This window comes from Bordetella sp. FB-8, assembly GCF_000382185.1.
GTDB lineage: Bacteria > Pseudomonadota > Gammaproteobacteria > Burkholderiales > Burkholderiaceae_B > Bordetella.
Map to the genome: position 1 here is coordinate 2994875 of NZ_KB907784.1, position 14595 is coordinate 3009469.

Annotated in this window: 10 protein-coding genes; 5 read left to right on the forward strand and 5 right to left on the reverse strand. The window is 62.3% G+C overall.

Annotated features, from left to right (window positions below):
• The first annotated feature begins 4 nt into the window (after window positions 1-4).
• From H143_RS20755 to H143_RS20760, 3 genes are read left to right on the forward strand one after another with little or no spacing between them, the layout of a single operon-like run.
• Window positions 5-2542: a PAS domain S-box protein gene (locus H143_RS20755; RefSeq protein WP_019938939.1), complete on the forward strand. Its 2538-nt coding sequence runs from the start codon at window positions 5-7 to the stop codon at window positions 2540-2542.
• Window positions 2539-2904, forward strand: a complete 366-nt coding sequence (locus H143_RS0114315; protein WP_019938940.1) for a response regulator — start codon at window positions 2539-2541, stop codon at window positions 2902-2904. The genes H143_RS20755 and H143_RS0114315 overlap by 4 nt, the downstream gene beginning before the upstream one ends.
• A 28-nt stretch (window positions 2905-2932) precedes the next feature.
• Window positions 2933-6472, forward strand: a complete 3540-nt coding sequence (locus H143_RS20760; protein ID WP_019938941.1) for an EAL domain-containing protein — start codon at window positions 2933-2935, stop codon at window positions 6470-6472.
• A gap of 15 nt (window positions 6473-6487) precedes the next feature.
• Here the strand turns inward: H143_RS20760 and pstA are convergent, their stop codons facing one another.
• The 5 genes from pstA to H143_RS0114345 all read right to left on the reverse strand — a co-directional run bounded on the left by pstA (window position 6488) and on the right by H143_RS0114345 (window position 12864).
• On the reverse strand, window positions 6488-7339 hold the full coding sequence (gene pstA, locus H143_RS0114325; protein WP_026350073.1) for a phosphate ABC transporter permease PstA: 852 nt from the start codon (window positions 7337-7339) through the stop codon (window positions 6488-6490).
• Window positions 7326-8285, reverse strand: coding sequence for a phosphate ABC transporter permease subunit PstC (gene pstC / locus H143_RS0114330; RefSeq protein ID WP_019938943.1), 960 nt, complete (start codon window positions 8283-8285; stop codon window positions 7326-7328). Before pstC ends, pstA begins: the two co-directional genes overlap by 14 nt.
• A gap of 72 nt (window positions 8286-8357) precedes the next feature.
• The gene (gene pstS, locus H143_RS0114335; protein WP_155803402.1) at window positions 8358-9434 is read right to left on the reverse strand and encodes a phosphate ABC transporter substrate-binding protein PstS; all 1077 of its coding nucleotides are present in this window, start codon (window positions 9432-9434) and stop codon (window positions 8358-8360) included.
• A 141-nt stretch (window positions 9435-9575) separates the two neighbouring features.
• The gene (locus H143_RS0114340) at window positions 9576-11774 is read right to left on the reverse strand and encodes a bifunctional diguanylate cyclase/phosphodiesterase (RefSeq protein ID WP_033365516.1); all 2199 of its coding nucleotides are present in this window, start codon (window positions 11772-11774) and stop codon (window positions 9576-9578) included.
• Between the two features lie 178 nt (window positions 11775-11952).
• The gene (locus H143_RS0114345; RefSeq protein ID WP_019938946.1) at window positions 11953-12864 is read right to left on the reverse strand and encodes a ketopantoate reductase family protein; all 912 of its coding nucleotides are present in this window, start codon (window positions 12862-12864) and stop codon (window positions 11953-11955) included.
• Between the two features lie 146 nt (window positions 12865-13010).
• On the opposite strand from H143_RS0114345, the gene H143_RS20765 reads away from it, so the two are divergent.
• Both H143_RS20765 and H143_RS22695 read left to right on the forward strand, forming a co-directional pair.
• Window positions 13011-13835 (forward strand): AraC family transcriptional regulator, encoded by an 825-nt coding sequence (locus tag H143_RS20765; protein ID WP_019938947.1) that lies wholly within the window; start codon window positions 13011-13013, stop codon window positions 13833-13835.
• A 243-nt stretch (window positions 13836-14078) separates the two neighbouring features.
• Window positions 14079-14516: an EamA family transporter gene (locus H143_RS22695; protein WP_019938948.1), complete on the forward strand. Its 438-nt coding sequence runs from the start codon at window positions 14079-14081 to the stop codon at window positions 14514-14516.
• Window positions 14517-14595: the final 79 nt, after the last annotated feature.

Consider the following 14595-nt stretch of genomic DNA (forward strand, 5'->3'; position numbering starts at 1 on the left):
ACCGATGCCGGACGGACCGGGGCGTGATGAGCTTGAACAGGCGGCCCGCAGACTGGCGGCGCTCGTCGAGTCGTCGGAAGATGCCATTGTCAGCACGAACCTGGAGGGCATCGTAGCCAGCTGGAATGCCGGTGCGGAAAAGATCTTCGGCTTTCGCGCCGACGAGATGATCGGCCGATCGATCAAGCGGCTCATTGCGGCGGAGGGGCAGTCGCAAGACGATTGCAATCTTGCAAAAATCCTGCGCGACGAGTCCGTCTATCAATTTGAAACAGTCAGGCTGACCAAGGACGGGCGGCTGATCGATGTCTCAATCACGATCTCCCCGATTCGAGGCTCGAACGCACAAATCGTCGGTATATCGAAGGTCGTGCGCGATATTACGGCGCTCAAGGCGCGCGAGCGCGAAATGCTCAGAATGAGCCGGCTGTACAACGCACTGAGCCAGATCAACCACATCATCGTCAGGACGCATACCCGGGACGAGCTTTTCCAGAACGCATGCCGCATCCTGGTCGAACTGGGCGCGATCGGCATTGCTTGGATCGGATGGCGTGACCCGGACACCGAGCAAATTGTACCGGCCGCGGTGTGGGGCGACGCCGCGGACTACGTAAAGAACACCCGGATATACGCGGACAATCGGCCAGAAGGCTGCGGGCCGATAGGGCTGGCTTATCGCAGCGGACAGCCTTATATCTGCAATCGCCTGTTCACGGATCCAGCCACCTTGCCGTGGCGCGCGCAGATGCAGGCATGTGGACATCGCGCGCTGGCCGTGTTTCCCCTCCGTGAAAATGCCCTGACCGCCGGTACATTGAGCGTGTACGCGGAGCGCGAGGATTTTTTCCAGGCCAAGGAAGTGGCGCTGCTGGCCGAAGCAGCCGGCAATATCTCGTTTGCGCTGGACAACCTTTTGCGGGAGGAGGCTCGGCGTCGCGCCCAGGCCATTGCCGAAAGCGAACAGCAGTTTTCGAAGACCATGATCGACAGCATGCCGGGCATCCTGTATTTCTACGACGACCATGGGCGATTCCTGCGTTGGAATCGTAATTTTGAATCGGTGTCGGGATACTCGGCTGGCGAAATCGCGCTGATGCATCCCCGCGATTTCTTCCCGCCGCAGGATTGGTCGCGGCTGGAATCACGGGTGGCCGACGTGTTCGAGCTGGGCGAGTCCATGCTCGAAGCGCCTTTTTTGAGCAAGGATGGCTCGAAGCATCCTTATTTCTTTACTGGCCGGCGTGTCGACTACCTTGATATGCCGTGCCTGGTGGGCATCGGGATCGATATCAACGAAAGACTGAAGGCCGAGCAGGAGCTTTTGGCAAGCCAGGGGCGCCTCAATGTAGTGGTCGAGAGTCTGAGGGAAGGCCTGGTGATCGCCGATCCCGACCTGAGCTACCTGCACTGGAACCCCGAGTCGCTGCGCATGCTCGGGTTTTCCGATCCGCAGGAGGGCATACGCCGGCAGCGCGAGTTCGGCCAGATTTTCGAGGTCTACGAATTGGATGGCACGCGGCTTGCCGATGAGCGCTGGCCTTTGGCCCGGGTCCGGGCGGGTGAGACGCTGATCGACTATCAGGCCCGCGTGCGACGCGTCGGCGCAGACTGGGAGCGGATATTCTGCTACCAGGGTTCGCAGGTGACCTATGCGGGCAGCAGGCGGCTCGCGTTCATGACAATGCAAGATATCACCGACCGTACCCATGCGGAGGAGGCGCTGCGCGGCGCGCGCGACGATCTGGAACGCCAGGTAAAGGCCCGGACCATCGATCTGCAGGCGGCGCTGGACCGAGCCGAGGCGGCCGACGATATGAAGTCGGCATTTCTCGCGACAATGTCGCATGAGCTGCGCACGCCGCTGAACTCCATCATCGGGTTTACCGGCATTTTGTTGCAGAACCTGGCGGGTCCCTTGAACCCGGAACAGGTCAAGCAGCTCGGCATGGTGCAGAGCAGCGCGCGCCATTTGCTGGAACTCATCAACGATGTGCTCGACATCTCCAAGATCGAGGCCGGGCGGGTCGTCCTCAGCCGGGAGACCTTCAGCGTGCCGGCGTGCCTGGACCGGGTTCTGGCGTCGGTGCGGCCCATGGCTGTAAAGAAAGGCATCGCGCTGGATCTTGTGGTCACGCCCGCGCTCGAGCAGATGTATAGCGACCGCCGAAAGTTCGAGCAGATCGTCCTGAACCTGGCCAACAATGCCATCAAATTCACCGATCGAGGCGGCATTTCGGTTACCGCCGAGAAACTCGAAAATCGCGACCCGGACAGGCCGGTCGGAACCGAAGCGGCCATGCGCATCACAGTCGCCGACACCGGCATCGGCATCAGGTCCGAGGACATGGGCAAGCTGTTCGAACCCTTTCGGCAGCTCGACTCGAGCATGACGCGCAAATACGAGGGGACCGGTCTGGGACTGGCAATTTGCCGCCGCCTGGCCGATATGCTGGGAGGCGGGATTGTCGCGCACAGCGAATACGGTGTCGGTAGCCGATTCATTGTCACGCTTCCATTGGAGACTGGGCCCAGGCAATGAACCGGAACATACTCCTGATCGAAGACAACGAGCAGAATCGCTATCTGGCAACTTTTCTGCTCGAGAAGCGCGGATTTCGCATCGCTGCGGCTCCCGACGGCCCGACGGGAATTGCCGCGGCCCGATCCAGGACGCCGGACTTGATTCTGCTGGACATCCAGCTGCCGCTCATGGACGGCTACGATGTTGCGCGCGAGTTGCGCACCTTGCCATCGCTGCGCGCAATACCCATCATTGCGGTGACGTCCTACGCCATGCCCGGCGACCGCGAGCGCTGTCTTGCCGCCGGCTGTAACGGTTATATCGAAAAGCCGATCAATCCCGAAACGTTTGTCAACGAAATAGAACGGTTCCTGAGCTGATTGTCATTCATTACAAGGCCTACCCGTCATGCGCGTGCTCATCGTCGAGGACAAGGAGGAGAATTCCTACTACCTGCGTGCGCTCCTGCAAGGGAATGGTTACCAGGTGGAGTTGGCGCAACATGGCGCGCAGGCGCTGGTGATGGCGCGGCAGGCGCCGCCCGATATGGTCATTTCCGACCTGCTGATGCCAGTCATGGACGGGTATACGCTGTTGCGCTACTGGAGGGCGGACGAGCGTCTCAGGCAGATTCCGTTCGTTGTCTATACGGCGACGTATACCGAAGCCGAGGACGAGCGCCTGGCCTACGACCTCGGCGCCGATGAGTTCATTCTCAAGCCCTGCGAACCGGATGTTTTCATGGAGAAGCTGCGCGCAGTCCAGTTGCGCGACACAGTCGCCAGACCGGTCCAGGCAGTGGGACCCGACGCGGGAGAAACCGCCACGCTGGAACATTACAGCCAGACGTTGATCAGAAAGCTCGAAGAAAAAACCCTGCAGCTGGAAGAGACGAACCGCGCGCTGCAAAAGGAATTGACCGAGCGGCGCGAGATTGAAAAGGAAGTCCGGCTGAAAAACACGATCCTGCAGACCGAGCAGGAAACGGCGCTCGATGCCATCCTGGTTGTCGGGGAAAACGGTGAGATTCTCACGCGCAACCGGAAATTCCACGATCTCTGGAAAATTCCGGAGTCGATCATGGAAGATCGGCGGGAAGGGCAGGTTCTGGAGCTTGCCGCCGATCAGGTTGCGGATACCGCTGCATTCCTGGCCCAGGTCCGGTATCTGTATGGACACCGCTGGGCAATCAGCACCGACGAATTCAAGTTGAACGACGGCCGGGTCATCGAGCGCTATTCGGCGCCGGTCGCCGGGGACGACGGTACCTACTACGGACGTATCTGGTATTTTCGCGACGTCTCCGAGGCCAGGCGTATCCAGCAGTCGCTGCGCAACAACGAACAGGAGCAGCGGCAACTGGTAAAAATGCTCGAACTCGAACGGTCGCGGCTCACTTCAGCCCAGGAGGTGGCAAAAATAGGCAGTTGGGAAACCGACCTGTCTACCTTGAGCGTGATCTGGTCGGCGCAGACCTATCGGATCTTCGATGTCGATCCCGAGCACTTTCAGCCATCGCATGCCGAGTTCCTGGAGCGCGTGCATCCCGAGGACCGCGCAGGCGTGGAGCAAGCGTTTTTCGCATCGCTGGGCGTCAGGACCCTGTGTGCCGTCGAGCACCGGATCTTGTTCCCCGACGGGCGGATCAAATACGTGGAAGAGCGCTGGCAGCTTGTGTTCGACGATGCCGGCAAGCCAGTCAAGGCCCTGGGAACCTGCCAGGACATATCCGAGCGCAGGCGTTCCGAGGCAGCGCTGAAAGCCAGCGAGATTCGCTATCACTCGCTGATCGAAACGATGCTGGAGGGATACGCCTATTGCCGGGCTGTTCTGAACGCGGGGCGGCTTGTCGATTTTGTCTACGTCGAGGTCAACAGGGCCTTCCAGGCTCTGACCGGTTTGAACGAGGTCGTCGGCAAGAAGGTTTCCGAGGTCATTCCCGATCTGATCGAGACGAACCCCGAGGTTTTCGAGGCTTATGGCCGCGTGGTTCGCACCAGGATGCCGGAAAAGTTCGAGTCCTATGTTCCGCAACTGGCCATCTGGTTCGACGCCACGATATACAGCACGAATGGCGAGCATTTCACGGTGGTGTTCGAGAACATCACGCAGCGCAAGGAAAGCGAAGCGAGGATCCGATATCTGAACCGCGTTTACGCTATGTTGAGCGACATCAACGCGCTTATCGTGCATGCCCGCGAGCAGCACGAATTGTTCCGGGAGACTTGCCGCATCGCCAGCGAAATCGGTGGGTTTCGCATGGCCATGATCGCGGTATGGGACAAGGCTGCCGGCCGGCTGCGCCCGGCGGCTTCCATAGGCAAGGCTGACGCGCTGGTCGCCAAGATCGAAAACATTCTCTGCATGCCGCAGCGGGCGCGTACCTCCATGTTCATGCGAGCAATTACCGAAAGGCATGCGATCGTCGCGAACCACGCGGCCAGCGACCCGAACGTGATTTTCGGTTCCGACTATGCCCAAGCCGGCATAGGGTCTGTCGCGGTGCTGCCCTTGATCGTCGAAAACGTCGCGGTCGGCCTGATTGCCCTATATGCTGGAGAGGTCGAGTTCTTCCATCAGGAGGAAATGCGGCTGCTGGCCGATCTGGCCGGAGACATTTCCTTTGCGATCGATCACATCGAAAAACAGGAACGCCTGACCTACCTGGCCTACTACGACGAGCTGACCGGTCTTGCCAATCGCAATCTGTTTTTCGACCGTGTTGAGCACTTCATCCCGGCCGCCCGGAGCAGGCAGGGGCGCCTGGCGGTGCTGCTGATCGACCTGGATCGTTTCAAGAACGTCAACGACAGCCTGGGCCGTTCCGCCGGCGACATTCTGCTCAGGCAGATCGCGCAATGGCTCGTCGAGCGCGCCAGGGACCAGAGCCTGCTGGCGCGCGTGGCAGGCGACCGCTTTGCCGTCGTGATACCGCAGGTCATGGAGGAAGGCCATCTTCCCAAGCTGCTGGGCATGATGACCGATGCCCTGTTGGCGCGGAAATTCAAGCTGGGCAACATCAGCCTGCGGGTTTCCTGCAAGGCGGGCGTGGCGATTTTTCCGGACGACGGCGACGATGCCGAGACGCTATTTCGCAATGCCGAGGCGGCGCTCAAGCGGGCCAAGGAGTCTGGCGCCCGCTATCTTTTCCACACCAAGGCAATGACGGAACTGGTGGCGCACAAGCTGGAAATGGAGAACCGCCTGCGTCATGCCATCGATCATGAAGAATTCGTGCTGCATTACCAGCCGAAAGTCGATATGCAGAGCGGCAAGGTGGTCGGCGCGGAAGCGCTGATACGCTGGAGCGATCCGCGATCCGGCCTGGTGGCTCCCGGGCAGTTCATCCCCATGCTGGAGCAGACCGGTCTGATCTATGAGGTCGGGAGCTGGGCGCTGGGTCAGGCCATCGCCGATTACCTGCGCTGGCGTGCCCAAGGATATGACGCCGTTCGCATCGCCGTGAACGTTTCGCCGCTGCAGCTCAGGGATCAGGCTTTCGTGGACGGTGTCCGGCAGAAATTGTCCGTGGATCCGGGGGCGGCGCATGGCCTCGAACTCGAGCTTACCGAGAGCATGATCATGCAGGATCTCAATCAAAGCATCGCCAGCCTTGAGACCATCCGTGGTCTTGGAGTCAAGGTGGCGATCGACGATTTCGGCACCGGGTTCTCGTCGCTCGGATATCTTGCGAAGCTGCCGGTCGACACGCTCAAGATCGACCGTTCCTTCATCACCGATATGACCGACAGCTCTCAAGGGCTGGTGCTGGTCTCGACGATCATCAATCTCGCGCGCGGCTTGAATTTGCGGGTGGTTGCCGAGGGCGTTGAAACAGACGAGCAGTATCGCTTGCTCAAGCTGCTCAAGTGCGACGAAATGCAGGGCTTTCTTTTCAGCAAACCATTGCCCGTGGATGCTTTCGAAGTGAAGTATTTGCGCAAATGACGCCCCGGCGCCCGATCATTCCCGGCGCAGGATTAGGCGCGCGACGATGTTGATGGCCAGCACCAGGCCTACAACGATCACCGCCGCCGCGTAGGCCAGGGCGTGCGCGGACGCGAACGGCTGGTTGATGAAGCTCCAGATGACGTAGGTCAGGTAGCCGATGGGTTCCTGGGTCATCTTGCCGTTCCAGAGGTAGTTGGACCAGCCCGCCGTAAAGAGCAGGGGGGCGGTTTCCCCTACCGATATCGCCAGCGACAGGAGTATGCCCGTCGTCACGCCCGAACGAGCGGCCGGCAGCAAGATGCGCAGGATGGCCTGGCTGTCCGTGCAGCCCAGCGCATAGGCGCTTTCGCGCAGCGTGGACGGATTCTGTCTCAAGGAAAGCTCGGTGAAGCGCGCGATGTAGGGCATCACCAGCACGCCGAGCGTGATGATGCCGGACAGTACTGAAAAGCCCCAGCCCAGCCAGACCACCATGGTTACATAGCTGAAGTAGCCCAGCACAACCGAGGGTACGCCTACCAGCACATCGGCCAGGAAACGCGCTATCGACGCCAGGCGGCCATTGCCGAATTCCGCCAGGTAGATGCCCGCCGCCACGCCGGCCGGCGCGGCCCACAGCAAGGCGCCTGCGCTCAGGACGAGGGTACCTTCGATGGCATTGAGCAGGCCGCCGCTGATTCCGTTGGTCACTTCGGTGAAGACCGTCAGGTTCAGCGCGCCGGCCCCGCGCGCGAACACCGCCCACAATATGCTGGCCAGCGGCGTGACCACCAACATGAAGGACACCAGGCAGAGCAAGGTGAAAACAGCGTCTCCTCTGCGGCGCGAGGCCGTCAGCGAGGAAAAGCGTTCAGGCTCGAACACCAGAGGGCGATTGTCGGGTAAGTAGGCGGGCGACGACATTGACGATGACGGCGATGATGAAAAGGACGACCGCGATTTCGGCCAGGGAGCGTACCGCCATCCCGCTGGGATCCTGCAGCGCGCTGTCCAGCTGAGAGGCGATGAAGGCGGCCATGCTGGTGATGGGGCTGTAAAGGGTATGCGGCAGGTAGTTCAGCGCGCCGCCGCTGACCATGAGCACGGCCATGGTTTCGCCCAGGGCACGACCCATGGCGAGCATGGCCGATCCGATCAGCGGTATGCGTACGGACGGCAGCAGAATCTTGCGCACCATTTCGGTACGGGTCGCGCCCAGCGCCATCGTCGATTCACGCAGTTCGCGGGGCACTCTTTGCAGCGCCTCGAGCAGCGTGCTCGATATCACGGGCAGCACCATGAGCACCAGCACGAGTCCTGCGGTCAAGAGGCCGTAGCCGGATTCGGCGCCGGTGCCGATGAACGGAACGAAAAAGAACACCTTGGCCAGGGCGGGCGCGATGTAGCGATACACCAGGGGAGACAGCACCTCCAGTCCCCAAAGGCCATACACCACGCTGGGGACCATGGCCAGCACTTCGACGATCTGCGCGAAGACATGGCGCGCCGCCGGCGGGGTGTATTCGCCCACGAACAACCCTACGCCTATGCCTAGAGGCACGGCGATCAGCAGCGCGATGGCCGAACTGGCCAGCGTGCCGACGATGAAAACCAGAATGCCGTAATGAGCGCCCGACGGCACGGAAAACCCGTCGTGCGAAATGGGATCGGCATACAGATTGCCCAGGCTCCAGCTCTTGGAAACCAGGAAATGCAGGCCGTTGAAACGAATGGCGGGCCAGGAATAGACGGTCAGGAAAACGACGATCGCCAACAGCGCCAGGGGGATGAGCGCCGCGAAACAGGCCAGACTGATACGAAATGGTCGCATTGAAGGCGCCGGGGCACCACCATCGCGCCCCGGCACGCAGGCCGGGAGGCGATGGCGGCACACGCGGGATCGTTATTGGATTTTCGAGATTTGCGCGCGGCTCAGGGTGACAATCTTAGCGGGCAGCGGCACGAACCGCACGGCGCTCAGATATTTGTCGGAATTGCCTTCGGACGAGCCGACGGTCCAGGTGAGGAAATCCTTCAGCACGTGGCCGGTATTGGCGTCGGCCTGGTGCGTATTGACGATCGCGTATTCATAGTTGACGATCGGATACGACTTCTCGCCGGGCGCGAAAATCAGGCTCAGACGCTCGTCGGCGGGCGTCTTGGCGACCATGGCGGCGGCCGCGGCATTGACGGTGGCGGTCGTGGGCAGCAGGAACTTGCCGGCGCGGTTCTTGAGCATCGCGGTACCCAGGCCGGCTTCGTCGATCTGCTTGTGAAAGCTCACGCCGATGTAGGCGATGGAATACGGGGTCTGGTGCGCGGCCTGGACCATGCCGGGGTTGCCGTTGGCGCCGACGCCGCCCTGGACCGCGGGCCAGCTCACCGAGGTGCCGTAGCCCGGGCCGCTGCTCCACGACGGCGTGGAGAACGACAGGTACTGCGTGAAGATGAAGGTGTCGCCGCTGCCGTCGGTGCGATGGACTGTCACGATGCCGTGGTCGGGCAGCTTTACGCCGGGGTTGAGCGCCTTGATCTTGGCGTCGTCCCACTTCTTGATCGAGCCGTCATAGATGCCGGCCAGCACGGGACCGTCCAGCTTCAGGTGCGTCTTGTTCAGGCCGGGCAGGTTGTAGTTAACCGTCTGCGCCGAAATGGCCAGCGGAATGTTGACGATGTTGGGCGATTGCTTCATCTGCCCATCGCTCATGTAGGCGTCGGATGCGCCGATCTGTGCCACGCCGGAAATCGCCTGCGCGATCCCGGTGCCGCTACCCGTGCCCTGCGTGGTGATCTTCACGCCGGGATGGTTGGCGGTGTAGTCGGGGACCCACAGGTTGAACAGGGGGTACAGCAGCGTGGAACCGGTCTCGACCAGGTTTGCCGGCGCGGCGTGCGCACCCAGGCTTGCTGCCATGGCAGCGGTGGCGATCAGGTATTTGAAAGGCGGCCGTGAGGGTTTGGTCATCTTGGATCTCTTCATGGTGATGGGGAAGCCGGCGCACGACGTCGGCGGCGGGCAGGTGAGACTTCATCACACGCCTGTGACCCCGCTATGAAGATTTCTCGTCAAATATCTGAAATTTTCTTGTTCAATACCTGAAATAGGGTTGTTCAGGCGCCGTCAGGCGCAGCGCTGTCTGAGCCATGATGCGTCCAGGCCGAAGACCTGGCCGAACTCCCAGGCCGGCATGGGCTTGCCGAACAGATAACCTTGTCCGTCGCTGCAGCCGAGACGGCGCAGGCTTTCGCGCTGTTGCGCCGTCTCGACGCCTTCGGCAATGGTGCGCAAATCGAAGCTGCGCGCCATATCGATGATCGCTCGCACGACCGAGGCGTCCTGGTTGGACTGAACCATGCCCATGACGAAGGAACGGTCGATCTTGATGCGGCTCAGGGGGTAGCGCTTCAGAAGGCTTAGCGATGCATACCCGGTGCCGAAGTCATCGAAGGCAATGCCGATGCCCAGTTCGCGCATGCGCTTTATCGTGGCCAGAACCACATCATCGTCCAGGACGATGTTCTCGGTCACTTCGAGTTCCAAAGCCTGCGGCGGCAGGCCATGCCGATCGAGCGCGGCCAGGATGGTTTCTTCGATGTGGCCGACGCGAAACTGCGCGCCGAAGAGATTGACGCCCATCTGGAAAGCGGGCGCTGCGCTGCGGCGCCAGAGCGCAGCCTGGGCGCAGGCTTCCTCGAGTATCCATACGCCGACGGTCGGCGCGAGCGGGCCGCACTCGAGCGCAGGCAAAAACGTAGCCGGCGACATTAGCCCGCGCCGCGGATGCCGCCAGCGGATCAGCGCTTCCGCGCCCACGAGCGCGTTCGTGGACAAGTCGACTTGCGGTTGATAGAACAGGACGAACTCGCCATCGTCGACGGCCCGCTGCAATTCCATGCCGTACAGCCTGCGCCTCACCACCTCCATGCGCAAAGCCATGGTGAAGAGGAAGGTCTGGCCGCGCCCTGCGCGCTTTGCCTTGATGAGCGCCAGATCCGCGTCGCCGATCAGTTCCAGGGCCTCCTGCGCGTGCCGTGGCGCGAGGGCGACGCCGCAGCACGCCGAAACATGCATTGCATCCATGCCCCTGGCTAAGACGGGCTGGGCGATTGTCTGCGTGGCGGCCTGGGCGACACGCCGCGCCTCTTCGATGTCCGCCATGCCGGGCAGCAGGAGCGCGAACTCGTCCGCGCCCATGCGCGCCACCGCGTCCTCGGATCGGACGAGATTGCGCAGGCGCAGTGCCACCTCGCGCAGGACGTGGTCGCCGACAGCGTGTCCCAAGGTATCGTTGATGTCCTTGAATCCGTCCAGGTCGATCATGATCACGGCGGCAGGGCGCGCGTGGGCCAGCGCGCCTTCCACGAGGCGGTAGAAGTGGGTGCGGTTGGCGGCTCCGGTGAGCACGTCCAAGTTGGCCCGGCCGCGCAGCAGGTCCTTCTCGTGGCGCAAGTCGGAAAGATCCTGCAGATGCGCGTTAAAGACCAGCGCACCCTCTTCGCGCCAGCAGAACAGCGAGAAACCCAGCAGAAACTCGGTACCTTCGCGCCGCAGTCCGTCTATTTCCGATGGAACGCGTATTCCATCGAGCGAGTCTGCCGCCGCGGCCCGCGCGATCAGTTCACGCATGCTGGCGCGGCTGCGTTCGGGCACGAGCATTTCGAGCGCGCGTCCCGGACCCTCGGCGGAATCGTAGCCATACAGCGCCGCCGCGCTTTCGTTCCAGTTGAGAATGGTGCCGCGCGAATCGAAGCGGATCATGGCGGTGGGGGACTGCCACTCGGCGTGATCCGCCGGCGGGGCGGCACGTTCGGCGAGCAGCTCGATGCGGCGCAATTCCAGCCTGTCCGAGGCCATCTTCGCCAGTTCGCGCAGGCGCTCGGCATCGTCCGCGGAAAAGTCGGCATTCGGCTTTCTATCCATCACGCACAAGGCGCCGAGCGGATAGCCCTGCGCGGACAGTATCGGCACTCCAGCATAAAACCTGAGGTGGGTCGACCCGGTGACGAGCGGATTGTCGTGAAAGCGCGAATCCAGCGTCGCGTCGGGGACGATCATCACCTTGTCCTGCAGGATGGCGTGCGCGCAGAAAGAGACATTGCGATCCATGTTCACGTCGACGCCATCGAAACCCGTGACTGCCGCGAAGAAGACATGGTCGTTGCCGATCATATTGACCGCGGCGACGGGCATGTCGAACATGCGCGCGGCGATTCGCACGACAGGATCCAGACTGGCTAGTTGACGATCGCCGCCCAGCTCGTATTCGGACAACGCAACAAGTCGTTCCGCTTCCACCGGTGACGCTTGAGGGCACTTCATGGACGGTCTCCTTTCCTGGTCAGGGGTCCGTCAGGCGGCCCCGGACGCGGATGGCGTGCCGATCAATTTTCAGGCGCAGGATCGATTTCCGGCGCTATTAATACGATATTACAGCCTTGTAATAATACAAAAAAGACCGTGCCTCGTCCGCCAGCCAACGCAAGCCGGACTCTCTCGTTCATAACGCGCCGCTCGCTTTGTCCTCGATCAGCCTGACCAGCGTGTGCAGCAGCCGGTTTGCCGGGGTCGCCACGCCGAGCGCCTCGCCGCGCCTGACGACCAGGCCGTTCAGATGGTCGATCTCGCTGCGCTTGCCGCGCGCGAGGTCCTGCGCCGTCGAAGAATATTGAGTCGGCATGGTCTGAGCGATTCGGCTCACGGCCAGTTCTACGTCCGGCGGCAGGCTTACCCCGTCGGCTTGGGCGACGGCCATGCATTCGGCCACCACGTCGCGCATCGAGGCGCATACGCCGGTGCCCGCCGCGAGCCGGCCATAGGGCAGCTGCGAGATCGCCGAAAGCGCGTTGTAGGCGCAGTTCAGGATCAGCTTGGCCCACAGCGCTGCGCGCACATTGGCTGATACCTCGGTGGATATGCCCGCAGCGGCGAACATCTGCGCGATGGCTGCGCTTTGGGAAGAAGGTTCGATGACGAGCTCGCCGCGGCCATGATGGCGCACGTGGCCGGCGCCGGCCATTTCGGTGGCGACGTACACCACGGCCGCTGCCACTTCCTGCGCGATCGCGCCGCGCAGGCGCTCGGCGTTGTCTACACCGTTCTGCAGCGTAAGCACCAGCGAGTCGGCGGCCAGGTGCGGCCCGATGGAGGCGCCAGCGCTTTCGGTGTCGGGCGATTTCACGCAAAACAGGACAAGTCGCGCGCCGCTCACGGCGGCCGGATCAATGCTGGCTCGTAGATGCGGCGGGCCGATATGCTCGTCCAATTGCTGCGTCTGCAGGCGCAGACCGTCGCGCTCGACCGCTTGGACATGCGAGGCGCGGCCGATCAGCACGACCTCGTGTCCCGCGCGCGCAAGCATTGCGCCGTAATAGCAGCCCACCGCGCCCGCACCCATGACAGCGATCTTCATAGCGTATTTCTCCTGTTGGCCGCCGCGGCGGCGCATCGACTTGTGAAGTGCATCATAAATGACGCGCGGCCAACTTCATCCAGGGCGCTACGTGGACAACGCTCATGAGCAGGTACTCCAGTCCGGCATCAATCCGGGACGGGTAAATGAACGACGCTCGTATCGACATAAGGCGCTATCGCGGCGAGATCGAGCGGCATCGGCATGCGTATCATCAAGTCGTCATCTCATGCGAAGGTACGATCGAGATCGAGGTGGGGCGCGAGACGGGGCGGGTCGCCGGCAGCCTAGGCGCCTTTATTCCCGCCGGATGCCAGCATGCGTTTCTCGCCCGCCAGCCCAATGCCTTTGTCGTCCTGGACGTGCAGACGGGAGGGTGCGCACACGCCCTGGATAATGGCCAAGTGCCGCCGTTCTTCGCTATCGATCGGCGAGGTCATGGCTTGCTCGAGTACATGCGTGCCCTCGATTGGCGGGCGAGGCTCACGCCGGCGTGCCAGCAGGCATGGTCGACCTTGCTGCTGGACAGCCCCGCTGTGAATGGCCGCCGCTCGGACCGGGCCGAACTCGTGGTGCAGCGCGCCACCTCGTTCATGCTGCACAGATTGGCCGATCCGATCTGCATCGCCGATCTCGCGCAGGCCGCGGGTGTGAGTCCGCGCCGGCTTCATGAAGCCTTTCGCGCACGGCGCGAAACCACGCCCCATACGCGACTCACGGTGTTGCGTCTTGACGCGGCCGAGCGGCTGCTGGCCGATCCCGCGCTGTCCATTGCCGAAATCGCGCTCCGAAGCGGCCATGCCGACCAGAGCGCGCTGACCCGCGCCATGCGGCGCGAGCGCGATGCGACGCCGGCCGAGGTCCGGTGCCGCCTTACGGACAAGGAGGAAAAATGGCCGGCAATGGAACGGGCAGGGCGACGGCCTTCGGGTTGGTCGCAATCGGACTCTGGTCCGCGCTTGCGCTTTTGAGCGTGGCGGCGTCGGGCATCCCGCCGTTCGAATTGCTGGCGCTCAGTTTCGGCGTGGCATTTGTCAGCGGCATGCTGGTGCTGGCTTCGCGGGGGCGCAGCGCGCTCGCAAAACACAGGCAGCCGCCAGGCGCCTGGATTCTGGCGTTCGTCGCGATTTATTTCTATCACGCGCTCTATTTTTTCGCGCTTGCCGCGCTCATTTTCATGGCACGTCGCGGCGAGCCGGTGCAGCCATGCCCACATGGCGGGCTATTTTGCCGCGCTGGGCTGTGCGGTGATCTGGGCCGGGTACTCGGTAGCGAACCGCCGCGATGCGCATGTGCCCAGCGAAATGCTTATCGGCGTATGCGGGGCGGTGGCAATGGCCGGCGGGGCGGCGCACTGGCTGTTCGAGCGCGGCGCATGGCCTGGTCCCTCTCAGTGGTTGGCGATACTCTTGCTGGGAATTGGTCCCGCCGGACTCGCTTTCCTGGCATGGGACCACGCCACCAAGCACGGCAATATGCCGCTGCTGGCCGCGCTATCGTATTTCGCACCGTTGATTTCCATCTTGCTGCTCGTGGCAGCCGGGCGGGCTCAGGCCAGTATCCCGCTCAGTGTTTCCGTCGCACTGATCGTCGCGGAAGCGATGCTGGCCGGCATCGCTCCAGGAAAGACAGACGCGCCAAGGGTTAAATAAAGAGAAAATCCTCCAATGGCGATCCGTTCGGCTGCGTGGGCTTGTCTTTTCGGTGTCTACATGAAAGGCTTGAATCTGC